The sequence below is a fragment of the Mucilaginibacter rivuli genome (assembly GCF_019391655.1).
Lineage (GTDB): Bacteria > Bacteroidota > Bacteroidia > Sphingobacteriales > Sphingobacteriaceae > Mucilaginibacter > Mucilaginibacter rivuli.
In genome coordinates this window covers 120426-141905 of sequence record NZ_JAHXPQ010000003.1, presented here as the reverse complement: position 1 = coordinate 141905, position 21480 = coordinate 120426, and the positions used below count along the sequence as shown (strand labels likewise).

Here is a 21480-nt window from a genome sequence, read left to right as displayed (position 1 = left end):
TGAGTATAAAACTTTCCATGATCCATATCATACATACCCTTAAGCAATAACAACAGGCCACCAGCAATATACCAAAACCATTTTTTAGCTAACATACACAGGTGTAATTGAATTAAAAACTTTGCCTGATACTATTACTCAAAGTTTTCGCGCTCCAGTAACCGCTGGCTATAATGCGGCGGATGGTAAATAAGGGGTCTTTCTGATCACGTTTTTCGGCTAAACAGAAGGCCGCTTTAAAGCCACGTTTTTTTAACTCAGGGAAAGCAGCAGGATTCCACAAACCAAAAGGGTAGGCAAAGTAATCAATCTTTTTACCGGTAATTTCTTCCAGTGTTTTTGTTGGCTTATCTATCTGGGTAACCCAGTCATCAACCTTGCGGATGGTAACTTTGCTGCCATGTGCCTTATCGCCAATAATTTTCAGCTCAGAGTTATGCGAGTATTTGGTTACCATGTGATGGTCCCAGGTGTGGCTGCCAATAATATTCCCTTCGTCTGATAGCTTTTTAACCTGTTCTTTGCTCATGTAACGCGGGCGGCCTAATGATACCGTCATTACAAAATAAACGGCCTTAAAATGGTATTTCTTTAACTCGGGGTTGGCAATGGTAAACTGGTCAAGGTCGGTATCATCAAACGTTAGCATAATGGGTTTGCTCGGTAACGCTGTGCCGGTAGTTAAATATGCAAAAAGCTGATCGGGCAGAATGGTGTGATAACCACTATCAGCCAGTAATTTCATGTGTGCCTTAAAGGTAGCTATAGGGCATATATAGTCTTTGCCAACTTTGCCGTCTTTAGCGGTCCAGTCGCGTATTTGGTGATAGCATAAAATGGGTACCTGTTTTCGGGCTAAAATAGAGGCCGCATCGCCGGGGCCGTTGGCAACAGCGGTTGGTCCATTAGTTATTGCCGATGCTGATAATGCACCGGATAGCAATATTGATAAAGCTAAAGGGAGAGATTTTATAAGTTTCAAAGCGTAATGTTTTTAGTTAATACGATAAATCAAATTAACAAAACATTGTTTATTGGAAGTTTAAATAGTTTTAAACATAATGTTTAGTGAGTGGAGAATTGTTGATTGGTGAATAGTTAAATGATTGTGTATTTATCAACTATTCACCAATCAACTACTCACTGTTATCCAAAAATGCCATTCAATATACCTGCTAAGCGTACGCCTCCTTTAAGCATTTGCTCTTCGGCAGTGTGGATATGCTGAAAAATGTAATTGTACGTGTTAAGCTTTTGATTAGGCTCTTTTATCTCATTATATAAGTCTTCTGCTATCTGGTGCGATTCGTATATCAAATGGATCAAATCTGTTTTTTGCCATTCAGCGCGTTGAGCGGCTGTAGTATGGTTTATATTGTTGGCATACTCAGTATAGCTGTATTGCTGGCTTTCTATCAGCTTAGTGTCCCAAATGCTATGTATATTGGTTTGCTCCGTTCCCCATAACAGTTGTATTTTATTGCCACCCTGGTCTTCGGTACGGCCGGCATGGAAAGGCTGGTGCAAATCTCCTATAACATGGATGATCATTCGTACATAAAGCAATTTTTTATCGGCAGATAAAGATTTATTGGTCTTTAACTCTTTGATCATAAAATTCAGCTTGTTGTAAGCGTTTGGTATCGTGTCAGCTTGTAAATATGCCGATGCGCTTTCAAAGCTCTCGCCCGGTTTCAGGTCAACATAATGCCAGGTATACAGGTATTTGTAATTTGGGTCCGATTTAATAAAATCAGCCCAGTTAGCCGCCATCGCCAGCGATTCGTTACCCAATATTTTTTGAATTTCGATACGTGCTTTCGGTGTTAAATAGCTATCAGCTATCTGTGCAACCACGCGGTGCCCTAATTGCCCCCAGGCCATGGTTTTAACCGGCAGGTAGGCAAGCACAGCTATTAAAAAGAGTTTTTGATAAATTTTCATAAAACGAATGTAAAATATTTTACAATGACAGGCAATGCGCCAATGTTAACTTAATGTGAAATGTAAAGACTTATTATCTGTGGCAGGTAAAATTTATATTACAGTTATTGCCATATCAAACTTCTGACTATTTTAGTTGTCTCTATATTTAAACTGTCCTTTTGTTAAAAAATTTTCAATAAACCTGTTATTCTATTTCTAAAATCAATGAGAAAACTATTTTTTGTATTGTTCATCATTACCTCGGTTGTAACTGTTAAATCAAGTTTTGCGCAAACTACGCCTCCACAATTATTAAGCGGTATAGGCGATGAGTCTGATTATTATAAATATGCCAGCCTGGTGCGTTCCGCTAATATGGACGCAACTTTAAAGGCCGTAGGTACCTACACTGTTTTCGCGCCGCACAATGCAATATTCAGGAATATGACCGGGGGTAAATTAGATAGCTTAACCAGCGACCCTGTAAAACTGGCTAATGTATTAAAGGCACATATTGTTAAAGGTAAATTTACCAAAGCAGATATTATTAAAAAATTGGGTTTAGGTAAAGGTAAGGCAACATTCACAAACCTTTTAGGCCAAACCATAAAACTAACCCGTACTAAAGATAACCAGTTAGAGCTGATAGATGCCAAAGGCAACCAGGCGTTCTTCCTGAAGTTTGATATTATGGATCCGCATGGCGTTATACATGGTATTGATAACGTACTGATTATAGGTAAGTAATTAACCATAATAATTTAGAGCCCGGGCTTAAAAAGTCCGGGCTTTTTATTGGATGATGGTTTTATTAAGGCTACTTACCTACATTTTTTCGACTGATACTCATTCATTTAATTGAATAAATGATTTTTTTTGCCAACAATTTCTAAAATTTGGCGTTTGTAATTTAACTATTAAGCAAAAAAATACAGATCGTATAGAACAAAAACGCTACGCATTCACCAATTTATTGATTCAAAAAACAATTTATGAAAAAGTCAATTTTGAGCGTAGCAGCATTGCTGATCATTTCCGTATCCACACAAAGCGTTTCTGCACAAACGCAAGACACCAGCCGTAAAACAACAACCGTTACTACCACAACTACGGTTAAAACAGATAGCATTGGCGATGTTGTAAGGACATTGTTAAGCAATCCTGATTATTCTACCGCAGCTGCAGCTGCAAAAGCAGGTAACCTGAGTGCCAGTGTTTCGGGCGCGGGGCCTTACACAATTTTTGCACCCAATAACGCGGCTTTTGCCAAATTACCTGCCGATGCTCAGGATAACCTGATGAAAGATACCACCAAGCTATCGGGTATATTGAAAACCCATGTAGTGGCCGGTAAATACGGCAAGGCCGAAATTATTAAAGCATTGAGCGCTGGCAAGGGAAAGGCAACACTGACCACCATTGACGGACAAATACTGAAACTATCCATCAGCCCTAAAAGTACATTGCAATTAACTGATGTTAATGGTAACGTGGCAGAGGTTATTCTATATGATCTGCAAGCCAGCAATGGCGTGGTAAACGGTATCAATAATATATTGATGCCTGCCAATAAGCAAAGCATGTAATAGTAAACTGATTCCGTAATTATCTAATGCTATTCCAATTTAACCTTTTGGCTATTTGGGATAGCATTTTTTTATGCCTTGGAAGTCATGGCGCTTAAACTTTCGCCCTCAATTTTCTTCTGCAATTCCAATATGCCGCCAATAAGCGCTTCGGGGCGCGGGGGGCAGCCCTGTACGTAAATGTCAACAGGTATTACCCTGTCAACACCTTTAACTACATGGTAGCCGTGCTGCCAGTAGGGGCCACCACAGTTGGAGCACGAGCCCATTGATATCACATACTTAGGCTCCGGCATTTGCTCGTACAAGCGTTTAATGCGTTCGGCCATTTTAAAAGTAACCGTACCTGCAATGATAATTACATCGGCCTGCCTTGCCGACGGCCTCGGGAATACGCCAAAGCGGTCCAGATCATAAGTAGATGCCATTGATCCCATCATTTCTATCGCACAGCAGGCAATACCAAAACTTAGCGGCCATAATGATGACAGGCGCGCCCAATTCATCAGGTCATCTAATTTGGTAACAATAACATCACCACCCTGGTTCATTGTCTCGTTATTCATCGGCAGCAGGTTTTTTAAAGGTTGGTTTAAACATGGGCTTCCTTACGGCAGGTGCTTCAGCAGCAGTTGTTGGAGCGGTTTCCAATTCAGGTTTCATGTTTATCGTAAATGCTTTTACTTTATAACTGCTTTGCTCAATGTTCAGCTTTTCATATAGCGATGCAGGTATTTTGGTATCAACAACGGGTTTAACAGGATTTCCTTTTACCCATTCCAGATCGCCTTTTACCCAAACGTAAACTAATCCTAATATTAATATCCCAACAAAAACAAACATTTCGGTTAAACTGAACCAGCCCCAACGCGTGTCGGCCGCTATCAATTCATGGCTGCCAAATACGGTTGCCCAGGGGAATATAAATACCATCTCCACATCAAAAAGCAGAAATATCAGCGCGATAACGTAAAACTTTGGATTAAACTGCATCCAGCTGTTACCCTCCGGTTCTTCACCGCATTCATATGATGTTAGTTTTTCGGGGTTAGGGTTATTAGGCGCGATGAGCTTGCTTACAAAGAAAGTTGAGCCCACCAGTATAAAACCGATAATTAAAAACAGGAGTATCTTTCCAAATTCTGATATTTGCGGTAAATCGCCCATGGCTACAAATCTAAAAAAACAAACTTATTTCGACGCAATAATTGTAGGCGGTGGCGCATGCGGTTTAATGTGTGCCGTTCAGGCCGGATACCTTGGCAAAAAAACACTTATCCTCGAAAAGAACGACAAGCCCGGCGCCAAAATACTCATCAGTGGGGGCGGGCGTTGTAACTACACTAACATGTACGCCACCGATCAGCAATTTATATCGGCAAACCCGCACTTCTGTAAATCGGCATTTTCGCAATGGACGGTAGAGGATACCATTATTTTTTTTGAAACTTATGGTATTGAAGGACAGGAGAAAACGCTTGGCCAGCTATTCCCGACGACAAATAATGCAAAAGACATTGTTAATGTGTTTACCACGCTATGTGATGATCTGGAGCAGCAGATATGGTGTGATACCGAAGTAAAACTCATAACCCAAACCGATGGTGGTTTTACCATAACTTATGAACGCAACGGGAGGGAAGAGCAACTCTTTGCTCCAAAAGTGGTAATGGCAGCAGGTGGCCTGCCTATCCCCAAAATGGGTGCTACTGATTTTGGGCTGCGCACCGCGCGTAACCTGGGTTTAAAACTCACCGAAACCGCACCAGCATTAGTGTCGCTCACTATTACCGGTAAAGACCAGGAATGGTACGAAGCATTATCGGGGAATACTATTTTTTGCCGTGTATCAAACGATGAGATCAGTTTTGAAGAGAATATCCTGTTTACACACTGGGGACTGAGCGGCCCGGCTATTCTACAAATATCATCATACTGGCGGCCCGGACAAAGTATCGAACTGGATATGCTTCCACACCAAAACATTACCGAACTGATAGCGCAAGAGCGCCAAACTAACGGCAAGCGCCCGCTGGCAGGTTTACTGGCTAATTTATATACCCGAAAATTTGCCGATGCGTTAAGTAAGTTTTTACCTGTTGACAAGAACCTGGCCTCGCTTACGCGACAAGATATGGAAGCCATAGATAACCTTATCCACAACTTTAAAGTAAAGCCTGCGGGCGATAAGGGCTATGATAAAGCCGAGGTAATGCGTGGCGGCATATCAACCGATGAACTTTCATCAAAAACGCTTGAATCTAAAAAAATACCCGGCCTTTATTTTGGCGGCGAGTGTGTGGATGTTACCGGTTGGCTTGGTGGCTATAACTTTCAGTGGGCCTGGGCAAGCGGTTTTGTTATAGCACAGGGTTTATAAATAAACCGCGTAACCTTTTTTAATTTTATAACGTTTAACTTGCTGTAAGTTAGGTATACTATAATTTTTATAAAAGGTTTAATCGCGAGGAAAATAAATTTCAAAAAAATTTGCATGCTGACGAAGTAGTCAGTATATTCGTAACGTCTTTGTTGCAAAAGGCCACCTAACCCTGATTTATTGAATATTAATTAACCACTAAAAAGGCTACAAAATGATTATTGCATTTGTTATTACTCGTATTGTATTTTACTTCAGGGCGCAAAAAGCTAAAAAGTTGGCTGTTGTTACAGTTCATCAATAATATCCCTTTTCCTACTAATTAAATTGAATTTATATCCCAAATTAAAGAGCTGCAATTTGCAGCTCTTTTTTATTGCTCCCCATCCTGGGTGGTAAACAGGTATGTTTCGATATTCTCTAAAGGTAAATTAGCAATATCGCCACGGTTTAGCTGCCACCAAAAACGCTGACGGGGTTTTTCATGGTTGCCTATTTCGTTCATCGATTCCGAATCGTACAGTCTGCCGTTCAGCATAACGTACTTTATTTTATCGCTGTTGCGGATATCTTCCAGTGGATTTTGGTTCAGTACGATCATGTCTGCCAGTTTACCAACTTCTAATGATCCTATCTCTTTATCCATACCCAGATAATTCGCCCCGTTCATGGTGGCGCAGCGTATGGCCTGCAACGGCGACATGCCACCCTGTGCCAGCATCCATAACTCCCAATGCGCGCCCAGGCCTTGTAATTGCCCGTGGGCACCCAGGTTTACCTTTGTGCCGCCATCGGCTATTGCTTTTACTGCTTTTGATATTTCGATATGGTTATAATCGCCGTACTCGGCTGTAGGGCGGCGGCGCGAGCGGGCATCAATAATACTGCGGGGGGTAAAGTTAAGCAGGTGCTGGTCTTTCCAAACCTCGGTACGGTCATACCAGTAATTTTCGCCAAACAAGCCACCGTAAGCTACAATAAGGGTGGGCGTATAACCGCTCCGGCTTTCATTCCAAAGGGTTTTAACATCCTTGTAAACAGGTAAAACCGGTATGTTGTGTTCAATGCCCGTATGCCCGTCAACAACCATATTCATGTTGGTAAAATAAGTAGAACCACCCTCGGGTACTACTTCCATTTTTAACTGGCGTGCGGCTTCAATAATTTGCTGGCGCTGCTCGCGGCGGGGCTGGTTATAGCTTTTAACAGAGAACGCGCCCACTTCTTTTAACCGGCGCAAGCTCGATACTGCATCGTCTAAACTATTTATCACAGCTTTAAAATCGCCATCGGCGCCATATAAAATTGTACCCGTTGAATACACTCTTGGGCCAACCATATTACCTGTTTTTAGCATTTCCGACTGGCTGAACACCATTTCGGTATTGCTCGACGGATCATGAGCGGTAGTTACACCGTATGAAAGGTTAGCAAAATAACTCCAATCCTGCTGTGGCGAAACACCATCGGGGCTGGTATGCAGGTGCGCGTGCACATCCACAATACCCGGCATAATGGTTTCGCCGTTCAGGTCGTACACTTTGGCATCAGCCGGGATGTTCACATCTGCAGCCTTACCAACCGCAGCTATCTTATTCTGGTCGATAACGATCGTTCCTTTTTCGATCACTTCATCCCCCTTCATGGTAATAATACGTACGTTTTTAAAGGCTATTTTACCGTCAGGTATATCCGTTTTTAACTTCAGCCCCATCTCTATACCCGCGGTGTCAATTGCCGGTGCTTTATCCGCCCCTCCGCTAACAAAAGGAAATGCCGAACGTACCTCTCTCGAAAAATATTTTGGCCCCAATGTCCACATCAGGCGCTGACTGTCTTTGGCCCAATGTATATAGGTGCCTGCATCGCGGGTTAGCTTATTTAATGGTAAAGCTTTATTGCTTGCAGAAAGATCTTGCGGGCTACCGGTGCTTACCATAGGGGTAAGGTAACAGTTAAACAGTTCGGTAAAAGCCATCCATTTACCATCCGGGCTTGGTGCAAATTGCGTGACGTAAGTAGAAGTATATAACGTTTTTTGATTAGCGCCGCTTACATCCATTACCTTGAAAGCTTTTTTATCACCTTCTGAGCTTTGGTAATATATCTTGCTGTCATCAGCCGAAAACTCAGGGCGTATGCCATTGTTAATCACCATTTGTGGTTTTCCGCCCGTTACCGGGATGATGTAAATGCCCGGGTCTTTACCATAAAAATATCCCAGCACTTCATTGCCCACACCCTTGCGGTAGATGATCCTATCGCCACGGTTGGAAAATTTTGGCGAGTAATAAAAACCTTTATCCACGGTAAGGCGGGTAATAATTTTGGTTGCCAGGTTAATGGTATTTATCGACGACTTTAACTCATCCGTCCAATCTACGTAAACCAAGGTTGAACCATCCGGGCTAAATTGTGGCTCATACTCAAAATCGGAGGTGGCGGTTATGCGCTGTGGCGCACCGTTTGGCAGGTCTTTTACATAAATATAACCTGCCGCGTTAAATGCTACACGTTTACCATCAGGCGATGTTGTTAGCTCCCTAATCATCTTAGCTGTAAACTCAGGCTGGTAAACCTTTTGCTGGAAGTGCAAGGCATCAGTTATGGTTTGTGTTGCCGTTACCTCAAAAGGTATCTGCGCGGCATTAAGCGTGTTGATATCAAGGTTCCATATTTTGCCTTTGGCGTAAAAAACAATGTTTTTACTATCGGGTGTCCAGGCAAAGTTGGGATATACGCCAAATACCGCCCAGGTTTCCTGCTGGTCTTTACTCAGGCCGTCATAAACGGGCCATTCTTCTTCGGTATCCAAATTTTTAAGGTACAGTACGCTTTTTAAACCCACCCGCCTTACAAAAGCCATCAGCTTACCATCAGGCGATAGTTGTGGCCTGCAGGCACCACCCGAACCACCGGCAACGATGTCGATCTTCCCTGTTTCGCGGTTGAGGCGTTTTATATCGTATATACCCGAGTATGGATCTTTATTATATTGAAAACCGGGCCCTTGGGTATCATCTTCGCTCCAGTAAATGTATTTGCCATCCGGCGATGCTACGGGTTCGCCGGCATCCTGCTGGTCGTTTTTGCGTTTGGTAAGTTGTACACCATCGCCGCCATTTTTGTTGTATAACCACATTTCGCCCGCGCCCAAACTGCGGGTAGCTGTAAAATGCTTGCGTGCCACCAGGTATTGCCCGTCTGGTGTCCAGCTGGCATTATTTAATAGCCTGAAATTCTCTTTGGTAATGGCGCGTTTGTTGCTGCCATCGGTATACATTGTCCATATGTTATCGCCGCCATCACGGTCGCTGGTATAGCTGATCAGGTGCCCATCGGGGCTAAACCTTGGCTGCACATCCCAACTACGTCCACCCGCTATAAGCGTAGCTTTACCACCTGTAATGGGCATGGTATAAATATCGCCCAGCATATCAAAAACAATAGTTTTACCATCCGGACTAACATCAAGGTCCATCCAGGTGCCTTCGTCGGTAGTGAAACTTATTTTTTTGGATTGCTCCGGTGCTTTATCAACGCTCCATTTTTGAGCTTGTGTATTGATGTATAGCAGCAGGAGCAGTGGCAGGGTCAGTTTTTTCATTTTGTTATAAGGGCAGTTTTATGAACGGCTAATTTAAGGTTTTGTAGCGCGGGTTTTAATCACGATCATAAATTTTACAATTATCGGAAAGCCAGTTAATCATTATGAAATTAGGCATCAAAAAAATAGCGGTGGATTTTAAACCCACCGCTATTTTTTGATATGCAAACGATGCGTTATTTAGCGTTCAACTTCAGGTCAAACGAACCGGTGATGGTGTAATTTGTAAATCCTAATCTTGAATAAGAGTTTAAGTATGTTCCAACGTTCAGAGTAAAGGTACCCAAAGCAGCTACGCCATTAGAATTATAGGTGTTCATGGTTACTGTGCCCGCGTTAGTGTTGGAATATGAATAGTAATAGTAGTTTAGATTTTGTGGCGGCGGCACGTAAAGCCTCGAAAGGCTTAAAGCAGAGTTTCCTGTTGTAGGTACCACCGGAGCATCTATCTCAAAACCACCACCTGTGCTGCCATAACAATACATACTCCATATTTCAGGATTTTTTTTATCTTTTCTATGGTAGAGCGTGATATTATCTTTCTCCCCGTTAAAAATGTAAGTGCCGTCCGGTGAAACAGCGGTAATGGTTCCGGCCTTAACGATGTATACCCCGGTATCGGGTACAAGCGAATAGTTGGTATTACTATCAACCGAGCTTTTGCTGCATGAACCCAAGCCAATAATAAAACCAATACATAAACAAAATAATAGCGGCTTCATATTTATACCCAATTACTGTTTCGGATTCAATTTCAGGTTAAATGTGCCCGAAACAGTGTAATTGTTGGCATTTACATATGTGTAGGTGTTATTATAAACCTTATTCAGGCTGGCTGTAAAGCTGCCCGATGCCGCCACTGCATTGGTGTTATAATTAGTTAAGCTGATTGTACCAAAAGTAGGGTTAATAGTGGATACGTTTATATAATAATAACCCAACCTGAGCGGTACGCCGGTAAGCTGCACCAATTCGAGCGCGGCTGGTGCAGACAGGGTTGGTTTTGCCGCGGCCTGAATGAATAGTAATTCGTTTTTAATGTTATTACACACAATGTAGTATTTTGTGGTATTACCGTAAATAGCTACGTAGTCTTTAGTCGCATCGTAAGAATAAGTACTATCCGGCGAGGTAACTGTAACGGTACCTGTTTTTATTTGATAGCCGCCGGTATCGGGTACGGTAGTAAAGTTAGCATTAGGATCGGCCGGATCGGCACTGTTCTTTTTACCGCATGATGCAAAAGCGATAGTGATAATAACGGCTAACAGAATGTATAACGATCTCATGATCTTTTATTTTTATTGTGATTTTAAAAATCACGGTTAAGGTACACAAAAAAGGCGATAAATTTAAAACTCATCGCCCTTTAAGCTAATTATTACGGGTGATTATATTACTTATTCAATCGCAGATCAAATGTCCCGGTGATCTTTGCAGTGGCGGTAGCGCCATTACCTGCAGTGGCAATAAAGGTTCCCTTAGCGGCTGTTTCGCCTAAATTAACCTCACCTAAGGTTATGGTGCCAATATTGGTTGTTGTAATATTGGTATAAACCTGCGCGGTATTTTTATACATCCCAAACAGGTGTACTTCATAAATATTTGTGATAGCATTGCTAACCGCTTTATCTGTAGAGGTAATGCTCAGGCTGGTTGTATTGTCGCGGTAACAATTAATGTTAAAATAGTTACCGTCGCCCGAAAAGATGATCTGATCGGCAGGAGCAGTAAATACATATGTAGTATCCGGCGTGGTAACAGCTACGGTACCTTTTTTTACCAGGTAATTGCCGGCTCCAAAAGTTGTACTGTTAACAGTTTCAAGCTCGGCTATTTTTTTACAAGATGTAAATGCCGCTGCTATTAAACAAACACAAATGATAAGTAATAATTTTTTCATTGTTAGAATATCTTAACTATAAAGTCATTGAGCCTTATTCCATAATCATACCAATACCATGTACCATGCATCAATTAAGGTTAAATATTACTCTGATACGTTATTTAATAATAAAATGATTTGTATCCCTTTATTAAAAGTTGATAAAGGGATATTTTATTGTGGAAGGGTTTATATGAAAAGGGGATTTAATTCCACAGGTTAATTAAACATAATACCAAAACATGAGGCTTTGCGCAATAAAAACAAACCCTTTCCCAAAAAATATCGTAAAATTGACTGAAATATCAATGTGGGGTATGTGAGGCATTGTTTTTGAATAGTACACCCCGATATAATATATACTATTTTCTATGAAATTATTTTGCGCCGCGGCTTTTATTTTTTGTTTGCAGTTTGTTCAACCCGCTTTTGCGCAATATGGTGGTTCGCCTGTAACTATCGGCAAATCCTTAAGTTTTGGTTTTGAAGGCAATGGTTCTTTTGCCAAACAATTTGACGGCACACAGCAATATGCACCATACCAAATAGGCCTTGGCTTTGTGAGCAGGTATGAGCATCCGTTTTATAATATGGAATCAAACCTCAACTTTACAGCAACAACAGGTGTAACGGCTTTTCTTTCAGATCAAACAGTACGTCATATTTTGGGCAGACCAAATACCTATACCGAAAGGGTGTACTATTTTATTCCTGTTAAGGCCGGTTTAAAATACTATTGGGGCGAAAACTTTTATGTTGAAGGTGAGGCCGGTGGTATAGTCAATGCTTCAAACAGTTTTAAAACCACGCTAACATACGCGCCGGGTATTGGAGTGGCTGTCCCGTTCGGGCAAGGTGCACTTGATCTTGGTTTGCGGTATGAAGCCTATAACCAGACCGATGTTTTTGGTGAATTGTTTTTGAAAAGTTTCCTGAGTCTCAGGCTGGTGTACAAGATCGATTTGGGCAACTAAGCTGCTGCCGCCTATTTTTCATATATTCGGGTCATTTTAGTACAAATGACCATACAGAAAATCCTTAAACATTATTGGAAACACGATCATTTTCGCCCTTTACAGAAAGAGATCATCCAGTCTGTGCTTTTAGGTCGCGATACCCTGGCGTTGCTCCCTACCGGCGGAGGTAAGTCTGTATGTTTCCAGGTGCCCGCTTTAGCTAAAGAGGGGATATGCATTGTCATATCGCCATTAATAGCCTTGATGAAAGACCAGGTAGAAAACCTGAAAGAAAAAGGCATTAATGCCATTTCTATAGTATCGGGCATGAGCAAGCGCGAGGTTGACCTGGCTTTGGATAAAGCTATTTACAACGATGTTAAATTTCTGTACCTCTCGCCCGAGCGTTTGTTATCCGAACTGGTGCAGGAGCGTATCCGTTACATGAAGGTTAACCTCATCGCGGTGGATGAGGCGCATTGTATATCACAATGGGGATATGATTTCCGCCCGCCATACCTGCACCTTGCCGATCTGCGCGAATTACACCCGGATGTACCTGTACTGGCCTTAACGGCCACTGCTACCGCTACCGTGCGTGATGATATCCAGCAAAAGCTGAATTTTAAAGAAAACAACGTTTTCCAAAAGAGTTTTGAGCGTAAAAACGTAGCCTATGTGGTACAGCAGCAGGAAAATAAGCAGCAAAAAATGCTGGATATTGTAAATGGTGTTAAAGGCACAGGTATCATATACGTTCGCAGCCGTAAAGAAACCGTTGATATTGCCCGGATATTAAACCAGGAAGGCTATTCTGCCGACTATTACCATGCGGGATTAGAGGCAACCCAACGTTCGCGCAGGCAAGAGGACTGGAAAACAGGCCGTACCCGTATCATAGTTGCCACAAACGCGTTCGGGATGGGTATTGATAAACCCGATGTGCGCTTTGTTATTCATAAAGACATTCCTGAAAGTCTTGAAGCCTATTACCAGGAGGCCGGCCGTGCGGGTCGCGATGAACAAAAGGCCTATGCCGTATTACTATATAACCAGGGCGACAGGCATAAGCTCGCTAAAAAGTTCGAATTGAGCTTCCCTACGGTTGATGAGATAAAAAAAGTTTACCATAACCTGTGCAACTATTACCAGTTGGCATACGGAGCAGGCGAGGGCATTAACTTTGACCTTGATATTGGCAATTTTTGCGCTAAGTTCCAATTCGATCCGATAAAGACGCTCAATGCGCTTAAGTTTTTAGAACGCAGTGAGTTAGTGGCTTTTACCGAAAGCGTTTTTTTACCGTCGCGTTTCAGGTTCAGGGTAATGAACGAGGACCTGTACAATTTCCAGATCCAAAACCGTGGCTGGGATAATTTTGTGAAAACCTTATTGCGCTCATACGCCGGGGCATTTGAAAACTATGTGAACATCCGCGAGTTTGACCTGGCAAAACGTATGGATACCAGCGTGCAGCAAATAATAGAGGGGTTAAATCAACTGCAACAAATGGAGCTGCTTTATTATTTGCCACAAACAGATAAGCCCCAGGTTACTTTTTTAAGCGAACGGCTTAATATAAAAGATGTACTGATAGATAAACGGTATCTGGAGCAGCGTAAAGAGGTGTTCAGGCAAAAAATGGAGGCTATGTTTAATTACGCCGAAACAAGCCAATGCCGCAGCCAGCTATTGCTGGCTTATTTTGATGAACATAATGCCCACAAATGCGGTATCTGCGATGTTTGCCTGGACGAGAAACGCCGCGAGAGCAGTTTTAATACTGCTGACCTGATCACGGATGAAATAGCGCGGGCGCTAAGCACCGACAGGATGAACCTTGATTCTCTGATACGATCGGTAACCGCAGGTAATGAGAAAGAGCGAATAACAGTCATCAGGACGCTGTTAGATGCCGGTAAGATTAAAACTGATGGCGAACATTACTATTTATAGCAAACTATTCTCGCTGTAAATGTTATACCTTTATAACACATAAAAAACCATGAAAAAAACTCAACTCTTTGCTTTTGCCTTATCGGTATTAGCTGTCGCAAACATATTTTCATCATGCCATTCGGGCTGTACAAAAGGCTCGGGTATTTCCGCTACCGAAACACGTGATGCAGGCGTATTTTCTAAAATTGACATTTCGGGGCCGTTTGTGGTAACTGTTAAACAAGACAGTGTTTCATCGGTGAAAATTACAGCTGATAATAACCTGATGAAGGAGATCAAAACCAATGTTAGCGGCGATAAGCTTGAGGTTAAAACCGAAAGCGGCATCTGCCCATCAGGGCAGATTGTTGTGAGTATCAGTACTAAAAATTTGTCGGCCATTAAAACCGCCGGAGAGGTGAAATTAACATCAGCAGGCAAAATAACGGCTAAAGACTTTGAGTTTGATCTTTCGGGCGTGGCAAAAATAAATATGGACCTTAATGCAGATAAGGTAAGCACTACTGGCAGTGGTTTAACCGACCTTAGCCTGACAGGGCAGGCCGTATCACATAAAATAAATTTAAGTGGCTCAGGGCAGGTTGATGCGTTGAACTTTGTAGTTAGTCAATACAAAATTGAAAGCAGCGGCGCTACCGACTTTAAGATCAATGTATTGAACGATCTGAGCATTAACAGCAGCGGTGCTTCCAATATTGAATACCGCGGTAATCCTAAAAACATCAGTAATAACAAATCTGGTGTAGGCTCATTAAAAGAGATAGAATAGCCCCTAAAGGGGAATAAAAAGTACTATAGATCTGTGAAATAGAAAACTCATGGAAGACGAAGAACCAATAGTTATCCTCCGTACGTATTATGATCCGATGCTGGCGCATATCATTCGCACCAGGCTGGAAGAAAGCGGGATACCCTGCACTGTTGATGATAACATGATGAGTGTTTATCCTATTTACAGTAACGCTGCCGGTGGTATAAAGCTAAGGGTGTTTAAGCGCGATGTGGAAAAGGCCGAAGCCATACTTGCAGAAGATGCTGAATTAACCGTAGAGCCCGTTACTGATGAAGACACCGCTGTTATTTGCCCTAATTGCGGCTCTAATAATGTGCGTAATAAGTTATCTACCCCCGATGATTCCAACTGGCTTACCAAAACCATGGATTCGTTATTTAAAAGTATCCCACTGGGCGATGACCCTGAGTGGCATTGCTTTAATTGCGGGAAAGATTTTGATATTTGACCCCAATTATGGCCAAGGAAGAACCTATTGTAACCTTTCGCACGTATTACGACCCCATGCTGGCGCACATTGAGCGTTCCCGGCTGGAAGATGCAGGTATTAACTGCTTTATACAAGACGAGAATATATCAACCCTCAATCCATTTTATAATATCGCCGCGGGCGGCATAAAACTCAAAGTATTTGAGCGTGATATAGCAGCTTGCGAAGCAATTTTGAGCGAAAGTGTTGCACCTGATAATGAAGGCCCGGTGATAATGCCTGATAAAAATCCGTACGGTATAACTTGTTCAAATTGTAGTTCAACTAATGTGCGCTATGGCTACACTATTGATAGGCAGTATAATTGGTGGTCGATGTTATTGGCTGTAATGGCTCTTTTTTCGGCAATCGCGCTTAAACCATTTGGTACGCGCAAAGCCTGGCACTGTTTTAATTGCGGTAAAGATTTTGAACAACAATAATCAATCATTCAATAAATCAATCATTCGATCATTGAAAAAATGCATCTTCAACTGGAGCGGTGGTAAGGATAGTTCATTAGCCCTATACCACTGCCTTCAAAACCCCGATATCGAAATAAAATACCTGGTTACATCAGTTAATGATGCCATGAACCGGGTATCTATGCATGGTGTACGCGAAGAATTGCTGTTGCTGCAGGCCGAGCGCATTGGTATACCCTTATACCAGATACGCCTGCCCGAAATGCCCGGAATGAAGGAGTATGATGATACCATGCGCCTGCACATGGCAAAATTTAGAGAAGAGGGTATAACGCACGCAATATTTGGCGATATCTTTTTGGAAGACCTTAAAAAGTACAGGGATGAGCGTTTGGCCGAAGCCGGTATGACGGGTATATACCCGTTATGGAAGCGCGATACTCATGAGCTGATAAACGAGTTTATTGACCTGGGCTTTGGCACTGTAATAGCCTGTACACAAGCCTGGCTCGGCGATTTTGTTGGGAAAGAGATAACCAGGGAGCTTATAAATAACCTGCCACCCGAAGTTGATGTTTGCGGCGAGAACGGCGAGTTCCATACCTTCGCGTTTAAAGGGCCGATATTTTCATCGCCAATTGCCTACAAAACAGGGGAGAAGGTGTTTAAAGAATACGAGGCGCCAAAAAATGCCGATGATACCTGTGGCTCATCTAATCCCTCAACAACCATATCGGGCTTTTGGTATTGCGATCTGTTAGCCATTTGATATTTAAAGGTTGCGGGTTCTATTTAATTTTTACTTTTGCATTTTAATTAACATGCGCTCATGGCTTCTCTCCGTTCAAAAAAGATATTCTTTATATTAAGTATCGTTGTTCCGTTTTTGCTGTATTGCTTTTACTATTACGGTATGATGATAAAAAACGCACCCTATAAATTTACTGAGTTCGATTCGATCGTGTTTAAATATGGAGATGGCGACAGCCTGAAAAATACCTACAATTCAAAAACGGGAGATTACCAGTTCGTCAATGCGCACGATTCGATCATTCATAAACATTTAAAATTGAATGATAACGATCTGGTGATATTGCACCGCAAAGCGGCCGACCTTGGTTTTTGGGATTTCCCGGCACATATTGATGCAGATAGCTTAACCCCCGGTTTTGATAAAGCGCCTAAATATTATATCCAGTTCAATTACAAGCGTAAAAGCAAAACCGTACTATACAATGCAGCTTATAATGATAATGCCAAGTTAAAAGAGGCTGCCGACCTGCTCATTAAACAAATACAAACCCGCCTGGAAGAAGCAGAGAAAAGATAGTTTTTTGATTTCGGATGTTCGATTTCGGATTTTATTTAACCACAATCCCGCGTTAGCGATAGCAGTGGAAAGCCCGGAATGAGGCTTCTATCAGCTGAATGAGGACTTGGAACGGATAGCGCGGGCCGCAGGCAACGCCCAAATTAGTTAATTGGTTTATTTGTTCATTAGTTGATTTGTGCATAATAGATGATAACCATTCACCCAATAAACATCTCACTTAATCAACTAATATTAAAATCCCTCTTGTTATTTGAAAACTAAAACCATATATTTGCACCTCATTTTAAATAAATATAAATAATTAACAATGTACGCAATAGTAAGTATAGCCGGACAGCAATTTAAAGTTGCTAAAGACCAGCAGATCTTTGTACACAGGTTACAAGGTGATGAGGGCGCTAGTATTGAATTTGACCAGGTATTGTTAGCAGAAAACGAAGGTGGAGTAAAATTGGGTTCCGATTTGAAAAGCGCTAAAGTTACAGCTACGATCGTGTCTCATTTAAAAGGTGATAAAGTAATCGTTTTCAAAAAGAAACGCAGAAAAGGTTACAAAAAGAAAAACGGTCACCGTCAACAATTCACCAAGATCGAGATCACAGGTATTTCGTTATAATTTAATTTAAAACAACGATCTGTCATTTGACGGATCATAAAAGAAAATAAAATGGCACACAAAAAAGGGGCCGGTAGTTCCAGAAACGGTCGCGAGTCACATAGCAAGCGTTTAGGTATTAAAATTTTTGGCGGTCAGCCAGCAATTGCCGGCAATATTATCGTTCGTCAGCGTGGTACCCCACATAACCCTGATAAAAACGTAGGTATAGGTAAAGATCATACATTATTTGCTTTGATTGATGGTACAGTAGTTTTCAAAAAGAAAGCAGATAACCGTTCATACGTATCTGTACTTCCTTTCGAGGCTGCACCAGTTGCAGAAGTAGCTGCACCTAAGCCTGCTGCAAAAAAAGCAGTGAAAGCTGCCCCGGTTGCAGAAGTTGTTGCTGAAGAAGCACCTGTGGCTAAAGCACCTAAAGCTAAAAAAGCAGCACCAGCTGCAGAAGCTCCGGCTACTGAAACTGCAGCTCCGTCTGAAGAAGCAGAAGCTTAATTAGCAATATAACATTACAAAAAAGGCGTCGCGATATTATCGTGACGCCTTTTTTGTTGTGATCAATTTAGTACGGGTTTTAGAACCCCGCTATGTTTGTTCAATCATTTCTTTTTCCCGACCAACGAATAGTTAATATTAAACGTATAACGTACCCTGATGGGGTTTCCATGCTGCATCCCTGGTTTCCATCGTGGCGATGCTTTCATTATTCGCAGGGTTTCTACGTCCATTGTTTCTGTAAGCCCTTTTAGTATCTTAATATCGGTAAGGCTGCCATCTTTTTCAATGGCCATACTTAAAGTTATTATGCCCTGTACCTGTTCGGGATCAACATCGGCAGGGAAGGTGATGCTTTTGGATATGTACTTATAAAATGCTTTAGTACCACCCGGAAATTCCGGCTCAACATCAATAGCCTTAATTGCAGGCGGTGGCCCTGTTTTAATTACATTTATGGTTTGCGCTTTTAAAGCGGATGAAAACAAGAATAATAATAAGAGTGGGAAATACCTGGTCATGTAGATAAAAGTAATTTAAGGCGGATATTGTTTTATTAATTATTTTGAAGCTTAAAATTGATCGGTATGGTGCGGGTGCCTTCAACAGGCTTGCCATTTTCGGTAGCCGGTTTCCATTTGGGCGATGCCTTAATCACTCTTACAGCCTCTTCGCTCAGATCGGCCGATGGTGAATTGATGATACGGGTTTGGCCTACTATTCCATCATTGTTTATCACAAAAGCGATAAGTACAATGCCCTCTACCTTAGCCTTTCTGGCATTTGCCGGATAAACAATATTTGCACCAAGGTACTTGCCAAAGGCATCATCGCCTCCGGGAAATTCGGGTATTGTAGAAACTGGTCTTATTTTGGGTTTTGGAGGTGCTTTAGGTGCCGGATTTTGCATGGTAACCGGGGTAATGCTGATCTGCTTTTTGGGTATTGCGGCCTGCAACGGACCCTGAGCCGAAATGGCAATGTTAAATACTACATAAACGCCTATGGGGCTGTTGTTTGCAATTGCAGGCTTCCATTTTGGCGATGTGTTTATAATGTGCAATATCTCTTTATCCACATCGGGCGATAGGGTTTTTAATAGTTTTGTATCTGATACCGAACCATTGCTTTCTATTTTTATAGCTACTACCGCATTGCCATAATTAACAGCTTTTGAGTAAGTACGTAGTAGAATATGGTCCGTAAGGTATTTTTCGAATGTTTGGCCGGGAAACTTTGGGTCGGCATCCACACGAACATAAGGCAGCTTATTGATCTTTTGCGCTACTGTATCTTTTTGCGCTTTTAAAGCTAAGGGTATGTAAAATAAAAGCAGCAGGGGCAAGTACCTTTTCACAATTACTAATGTATTAAAAATAAATGATGCTTGCGCAATTCACACTGTTCTTACCTGTATAATACAAACGACTTGCGGCACATTTATATTATAGTTAATACATCATAGTGATCAGATTTTTCAGTAATTTAAATTTTATTTAAATGCTGCGCAGGTTTTAGCAACGGCTATCGTCAAATAACATAAATAATACTCCGGGTTTGGTTGAACAGCTATTGGTTGAAGGGTTAAAAAGCAGGCAACAGGCTGCATTTTCAGCTTTGGTTGACAGTTTTCAGCACATGGTTTTTAGTACAGCCCTTGGTATCATTCACGTTCAGGAAGAAGCCGAAGATGTTGCCCAGGAGGTATTTATGCAGGTTTATGAGTCGATAGATCAGTTTAAAGGCGAGTCAAAACTATCAACATGGCTTTACCGTATTACCATAACCAAGGCGCTGGACTGGCAACGACGTAAACAACGTAAAAAGCGCTTTGCGGTGGTGACCAGCCTTTTCGGGATAAATAATGAAGTACTGACCGATCCGCCTGATTTTATACACCCGGGCGTGTTAATGGAAAATAAAGAACGATCAGCAATATTGTTCAGGGCTATTGATAAATTACCTGAAAATCAGAAAGTGGCATTTTTACTGATAAAAATAGAAGATCAAACCTACCAGGAGGTAGCCGAAATAATGGGAGCGAGCGTTGGGGCGGTAGAATCGTACATGCATCGCGCCAAGCAAAACCTGCGTAAACTATTAGAGGATTTTTACACTAATGAGCAATGAAATGAATGCAACAGATAGTAAATTAGAAAAAAACATTGAGGCTACTTTAAACAGCCTCAACAATATAAAAAGGGCCGAGGCCCCACCATACTTTTATACCCGCCTTATTAGCCGGATGGAAAAGGAGCAGAGCTCGGTAATTAGCCGTGGACTAAAATTTCTCAGTAAACCTGTAATTGGCATTAGTGTACTGGTGCTTTTTTTAGTGCTAAATGTTGTTGCCATTAAGGGTGTGATGTCGCCATCAAAAACGCAAAGCAACTCATCGGATGCGCAGAGCTTTGCTACAGAGTATAATTTGAACAGCACATCGGTATATGCAAATTAATAAAAGAGGGTAAGTATGAAAAGCAGGTATTTAGGTATTGTATTAGTTGTGCTGGTTGCGGCAAACATCATCACGCTCGGTGTATTTTGGTATTACAAAATACATAATATTAAACTATCAGAGGCTGGTAATACACAAGGAAATGGTAATGCTTCGTCCTTTATTATTAAACAGGTGGGCTTTACTGCAAGCCAGCAGGCCCGGTATCTGGAACTGGTGAGGCAACATCAACAGCGTGTGCGCGATATACGTGATCAGCTGCACATTGCCAAGGATAGCTTTTTTGATGAGTTAAGCGATACTACGGTTTCGGCAGCTACTATTGATGCTGCGTCCTCAACCATAGGCAAATTGGAGAAAGACCTGGATGTACAAACCTTTAACCACTTTAAACAAGTGAGGGCCATGTGTACGCCGGAGCAAAAGATAAAAATGGATAACTGTATAAAACAGGTAATGCGCATGATGGGACCGCCGCCACCGGGCGGAAGGCCACAGGGGCCGCCTGATGCTGAAGGAGGGCCGGGAGGAGGTATGCCGCCACCACAGGGCGACAGGCTACCGCCACCACCGCCACAACAATAATAAAACC

At 42.0% G+C, this 21480-nt stretch carries 25 protein-coding genes; 15 read left to right on the top strand and 10 right to left on the bottom strand.

Features of this window, described 5'->3' with window-relative positions; genetic code table 11:
* Nucleotides 1–112: 112 nt before the first annotated feature.
* Complete coding sequence (locus KXQ82_RS07885; RefSeq protein ID WP_219487641.1) at nucleotides 113–982, bottom strand: polysaccharide deacetylase family protein; 870 nt, start codon at nucleotides 980–982, stop codon at nucleotides 113–115.
* Nucleotides 983–1146: 164 nt separating this feature from the next.
* Nucleotides 1147–1944, bottom strand: coding sequence for a S1/P1 nuclease (locus KXQ82_RS07880; RefSeq protein WP_219487640.1), 798 nt, complete (start codon nucleotides 1942–1944; stop codon nucleotides 1147–1149).
* 207 nt (nucleotides 1945–2151) lie between these two features.
* Here KXQ82_RS07880 and KXQ82_RS07875 point away from each other — a divergent pair, with 207 nt between their 5' ends.
* Nucleotides 2152–2673: a fasciclin domain-containing protein gene (locus KXQ82_RS07875; protein WP_219487639.1), complete on the top strand. Its 522-nt coding sequence runs from the start codon at nucleotides 2152–2154 to the stop codon at nucleotides 2671–2673.
* Nucleotides 2674–2918: 245 nt separating this feature from the next.
* Entirely contained in the window at nucleotides 2919–3512 is a 594-nt protein-coding gene (locus tag KXQ82_RS07870; protein ID WP_219487638.1) for a fasciclin domain-containing protein, read from the top strand.
* Nucleotides 3513–3583: 71 nt separating this feature from the next.
* On the opposite strand, the gene KXQ82_RS07865 is transcribed toward KXQ82_RS07870, so the two are convergent.
* Both KXQ82_RS07865 and KXQ82_RS07860 read right to left on the bottom strand, forming a co-directional pair.
* A complete protein-coding gene (locus tag KXQ82_RS07865) occupies nucleotides 3584–4078 on the bottom strand; it encodes an NADH-quinone oxidoreductase subunit B (protein ID WP_219487637.1) in 495 nt (164 codons plus the stop codon).
* Nucleotides 4071–4679 carry an NADH-quinone oxidoreductase subunit A gene (locus tag KXQ82_RS07860; RefSeq protein ID WP_219487636.1) on the bottom strand — a complete coding sequence of 203 codons (609 nt, stop codon included), beginning with the start codon at nucleotides 4677–4679 and terminating at the stop codon, nucleotides 4071–4073. The genes KXQ82_RS07865 and KXQ82_RS07860 overlap by 8 nt, the downstream gene beginning before the upstream one ends.
* Between KXQ82_RS07860 and KXQ82_RS07855 the strand changes: the two genes are divergently transcribed.
* Complete coding sequence (locus KXQ82_RS07855; protein ID WP_219487635.1) at nucleotides 4678–5892, top strand: BaiN/RdsA family NAD(P)/FAD-dependent oxidoreductase; 1215 nt, start codon at nucleotides 4678–4680, stop codon at nucleotides 5890–5892. The two genes, KXQ82_RS07860 and KXQ82_RS07855, sit on opposite strands and share 2 nt — an antisense overlap.
* A gap of 373 nt (nucleotides 5893–6265) precedes the next feature.
* Here the strand turns inward: KXQ82_RS07855 and KXQ82_RS07850 are convergent, their stop codons facing one another.
* The 4 genes from KXQ82_RS07850 to KXQ82_RS07835 all read right to left on the bottom strand — a co-directional run bounded on the left by KXQ82_RS07850 (nucleotide 6266) and on the right by KXQ82_RS07835 (nucleotide 11402).
* The gene (locus tag KXQ82_RS07850; protein WP_219487634.1) at nucleotides 6266–9499 is read right to left on the bottom strand and encodes an amidohydrolase family protein; all 3234 of its coding nucleotides are present in this window, start codon (nucleotides 9497–9499) and stop codon (nucleotides 6266–6268) included.
* Nucleotides 9500–9675: 176 nt separating this feature from the next.
* Nucleotides 9676–10221 (bottom strand): hypothetical protein, encoded by a 546-nt coding sequence (locus tag KXQ82_RS07845; protein ID WP_219487633.1) that lies wholly within the window; start codon nucleotides 10219–10221, stop codon nucleotides 9676–9678.
* 12 nt (nucleotides 10222–10233) lie between these two features.
* Nucleotides 10234–10788 (bottom strand): hypothetical protein, encoded by a 555-nt coding sequence (locus KXQ82_RS07840; protein ID WP_219487632.1) that lies wholly within the window; start codon nucleotides 10786–10788, stop codon nucleotides 10234–10236.
* Nucleotides 10789–10895: 107 nt separating this feature from the next.
* Nucleotides 10896–11402 carry a hypothetical protein gene (locus KXQ82_RS07835; RefSeq protein ID WP_219487631.1) on the bottom strand — a complete coding sequence of 169 codons (507 nt, stop codon included), beginning with the start codon at nucleotides 11400–11402 and terminating at the stop codon, nucleotides 10896–10898.
* A 353-nt stretch (nucleotides 11403–11755) separates the two neighbouring features.
* Here KXQ82_RS07835 and KXQ82_RS07830 point away from each other — a divergent pair, with 353 nt between their 5' ends.
* The 9 genes from KXQ82_RS07830 (at nucleotide 11756) to rpmA (ending at nucleotide 18430) form a co-directional block, all read left to right on the top strand.
* Complete coding sequence (locus tag KXQ82_RS07830; protein ID WP_219487630.1) at nucleotides 11756–12358, top strand: hypothetical protein; 603 nt, start codon at nucleotides 11756–11758, stop codon at nucleotides 12356–12358.
* 45 nt (nucleotides 12359–12403) lie between these two features.
* Nucleotides 12404–14296 carry a RecQ family ATP-dependent DNA helicase gene (locus KXQ82_RS07825; protein WP_219487629.1) on the top strand — a complete coding sequence of 631 codons (1893 nt, stop codon included), beginning with the start codon at nucleotides 12404–12406 and terminating at the stop codon, nucleotides 14294–14296.
* Nucleotides 14297–14345: 49 nt separating this feature from the next.
* A complete protein-coding gene (locus KXQ82_RS07820) occupies nucleotides 14346–15068 on the top strand; it encodes a head GIN domain-containing protein (RefSeq protein ID WP_219487628.1) in 723 nt (240 codons plus the stop codon).
* A 49-nt stretch (nucleotides 15069–15117) separates the two neighbouring features.
* Complete coding sequence (locus KXQ82_RS07815) at nucleotides 15118–15540, top strand: putative signal transducing protein (RefSeq protein ID WP_219487627.1); 423 nt, start codon at nucleotides 15118–15120, stop codon at nucleotides 15538–15540.
* A gap of 8 nt (nucleotides 15541–15548) precedes the next feature.
* Complete coding sequence (locus tag KXQ82_RS07810) at nucleotides 15549–16004, top strand: putative signal transducing protein (protein WP_219487626.1); 456 nt, start codon at nucleotides 15549–15551, stop codon at nucleotides 16002–16004.
* Nucleotides 16005–16035: 31 nt separating this feature from the next.
* Nucleotides 16036–16755 carry a Dph6-related ATP pyrophosphatase gene (locus KXQ82_RS07805; RefSeq protein ID WP_255563517.1) on the top strand — a complete coding sequence of 240 codons (720 nt, stop codon included), beginning with the start codon at nucleotides 16036–16038 and terminating at the stop codon, nucleotides 16753–16755.
* A gap of 60 nt (nucleotides 16756–16815) precedes the next feature.
* Nucleotides 16816–17316, top strand: a complete 501-nt coding sequence (locus tag KXQ82_RS07800; RefSeq protein WP_219487625.1) for a hypothetical protein — start codon at nucleotides 16816–16818, stop codon at nucleotides 17314–17316.
* A 310-nt stretch (nucleotides 17317–17626) separates the two neighbouring features.
* Nucleotides 17627–17935, top strand: a complete 309-nt coding sequence (gene rplU / locus KXQ82_RS07795; RefSeq protein WP_219487624.1) for a 50S ribosomal protein L21 — start codon at nucleotides 17627–17629, stop codon at nucleotides 17933–17935.
* A 51-nt stretch (nucleotides 17936–17986) separates the two neighbouring features.
* Nucleotides 17987–18430 carry a 50S ribosomal protein L27 gene (gene rpmA / locus KXQ82_RS07790; RefSeq protein ID WP_219487623.1) on the top strand — a complete coding sequence of 148 codons (444 nt, stop codon included), beginning with the start codon at nucleotides 17987–17989 and terminating at the stop codon, nucleotides 18428–18430.
* 104 nt (nucleotides 18431–18534) lie between these two features.
* Here the strand turns inward: rpmA and KXQ82_RS07785 are convergent, their stop codons facing one another.
* Together KXQ82_RS07785 and KXQ82_RS19945 are read right to left on the bottom strand one after the other, a co-directional pair.
* A complete protein-coding gene (locus KXQ82_RS07785; RefSeq protein ID WP_219487622.1) occupies nucleotides 18535–18951 on the bottom strand; it encodes an energy transducer TonB in 417 nt (138 codons plus the stop codon).
* A gap of 35 nt (nucleotides 18952–18986) precedes the next feature.
* Nucleotides 18987–19787 (bottom strand): energy transducer TonB, encoded by an 801-nt coding sequence (locus KXQ82_RS19945; RefSeq protein ID WP_219487621.1) that lies wholly within the window; start codon nucleotides 19785–19787, stop codon nucleotides 18987–18989.
* Nucleotides 19788–19987: 200 nt separating this feature from the next.
* Between KXQ82_RS19945 and KXQ82_RS07775 the strand changes: the two genes are divergently transcribed.
* From KXQ82_RS07775 to KXQ82_RS07765, 3 genes are read left to right on the top strand one after another with little or no spacing between them, the layout of a single operon-like run.
* Nucleotides 19988–20560 carry an RNA polymerase sigma factor gene (locus KXQ82_RS07775; protein ID WP_219487620.1) on the top strand — a complete coding sequence of 191 codons (573 nt, stop codon included), beginning with the start codon at nucleotides 19988–19990 and terminating at the stop codon, nucleotides 20558–20560.
* Entirely contained in the window at nucleotides 20550–20888 is a 339-nt protein-coding gene (locus KXQ82_RS07770; RefSeq protein WP_219487619.1) for a hypothetical protein, read from the top strand. Before KXQ82_RS07775 ends, KXQ82_RS07770 begins: the two co-directional genes overlap by 11 nt.
* Before the next feature lie 15 nt (nucleotides 20889–20903).
* Nucleotides 20904–21473, top strand: coding sequence for a Spy/CpxP family protein refolding chaperone (locus KXQ82_RS07765; protein WP_219487618.1), 570 nt, complete (start codon nucleotides 20904–20906; stop codon nucleotides 21471–21473).
* The last annotated feature ends 7 nt before the right edge of the window (nucleotides 21474–21480 follow it).

Coding starts and splice junctions, on each gene's coding strand:
- KXQ82_RS07880 (WP_219487640.1), bottom strand. CDS start 1,944: ATGAAAATTTATCAAAAACTCTTTTTAATAGCTGTGCTTGCCTACCTG.
- KXQ82_RS07875 (WP_219487639.1), top strand. CDS start 2,152: ATGAGAAAACTATTTTTTGTATTGTTCATCATTACCTCGGTTGTAACT.
- KXQ82_RS07870 (WP_219487638.1), top strand. CDS start 2,919: ATGAAAAAGTCAATTTTGAGCGTAGCAGCATTGCTGATCATTTCCGTA.
- KXQ82_RS07865 (WP_219487637.1), bottom strand. CDS start 4,078: ATGAATAACGAGACAATGAACCAGGGTGGTGATGTTATTGTTACCAAA.
- KXQ82_RS07855 (WP_219487635.1), top strand. CDS start 4,678: ATGGCTACAAATCTAAAAAAACAAACTTATTTCGACGCAATAATTGTA.
- KXQ82_RS07860 (WP_219487636.1), bottom strand. CDS start 4,679: ATGGGCGATTTACCGCAAATATCAGAATTTGGAAAGATACTCCTGTTT.
- KXQ82_RS07850 (WP_219487634.1), bottom strand. CDS start 9,499: ATGAAAAAACTGACCCTGCCACTGCTCCTGCTGCTATACATCAATACA.
- KXQ82_RS07845 (WP_219487633.1), bottom strand. CDS start 10,221: ATGAAGCCGCTATTATTTTGTTTATGTATTGGTTTTATTATTGGCTTG.
- KXQ82_RS07840 (WP_219487632.1), bottom strand. CDS start 10,788: ATGAGATCGTTATACATTCTGTTAGCCGTTATTATCACTATCGCTTTT.
- KXQ82_RS07835 (WP_219487631.1), bottom strand. CDS start 11,402: ATGAAAAAATTATTACTTATCATTTGTGTTTGTTTAATAGCAGCGGCA.
- KXQ82_RS07830 (WP_219487630.1), top strand. CDS start 11,756: ATGAAATTATTTTGCGCCGCGGCTTTTATTTTTTGTTTGCAGTTTGTT.
- KXQ82_RS07825 (WP_219487629.1), top strand. CDS start 12,404: ATGACCATACAGAAAATCCTTAAACATTATTGGAAACACGATCATTTT.
- KXQ82_RS07820 (WP_219487628.1), top strand. CDS start 14,346: ATGAAAAAAACTCAACTCTTTGCTTTTGCCTTATCGGTATTAGCTGTC.
- KXQ82_RS07815 (WP_219487627.1), top strand. CDS start 15,118: ATGGAAGACGAAGAACCAATAGTTATCCTCCGTACGTATTATGATCCG.
- KXQ82_RS07810 (WP_219487626.1), top strand. CDS start 15,549: ATGGCCAAGGAAGAACCTATTGTAACCTTTCGCACGTATTACGACCCC.
- KXQ82_RS07800 (WP_219487625.1), top strand. CDS start 16,816: ATGGCTTCTCTCCGTTCAAAAAAGATATTCTTTATATTAAGTATCGTT.
- rplU (WP_219487624.1), top strand. CDS start 17,627: ATGTACGCAATAGTAAGTATAGCCGGACAGCAATTTAAAGTTGCTAAA.
- rpmA (WP_219487623.1), top strand. CDS start 17,987: ATGGCACACAAAAAAGGGGCCGGTAGTTCCAGAAACGGTCGCGAGTCA.
- KXQ82_RS07785 (WP_219487622.1), bottom strand. CDS start 18,951: ATGACCAGGTATTTCCCACTCTTATTATTATTCTTGTTTTCATCCGCT.
- KXQ82_RS07770 (WP_219487619.1), top strand. CDS start 20,550: ATGAGCAATGAAATGAATGCAACAGATAGTAAATTAGAAAAAAACATT.
- KXQ82_RS07765 (WP_219487618.1), top strand. CDS start 20,904: ATGAAAAGCAGGTATTTAGGTATTGTATTAGTTGTGCTGGTTGCGGCA.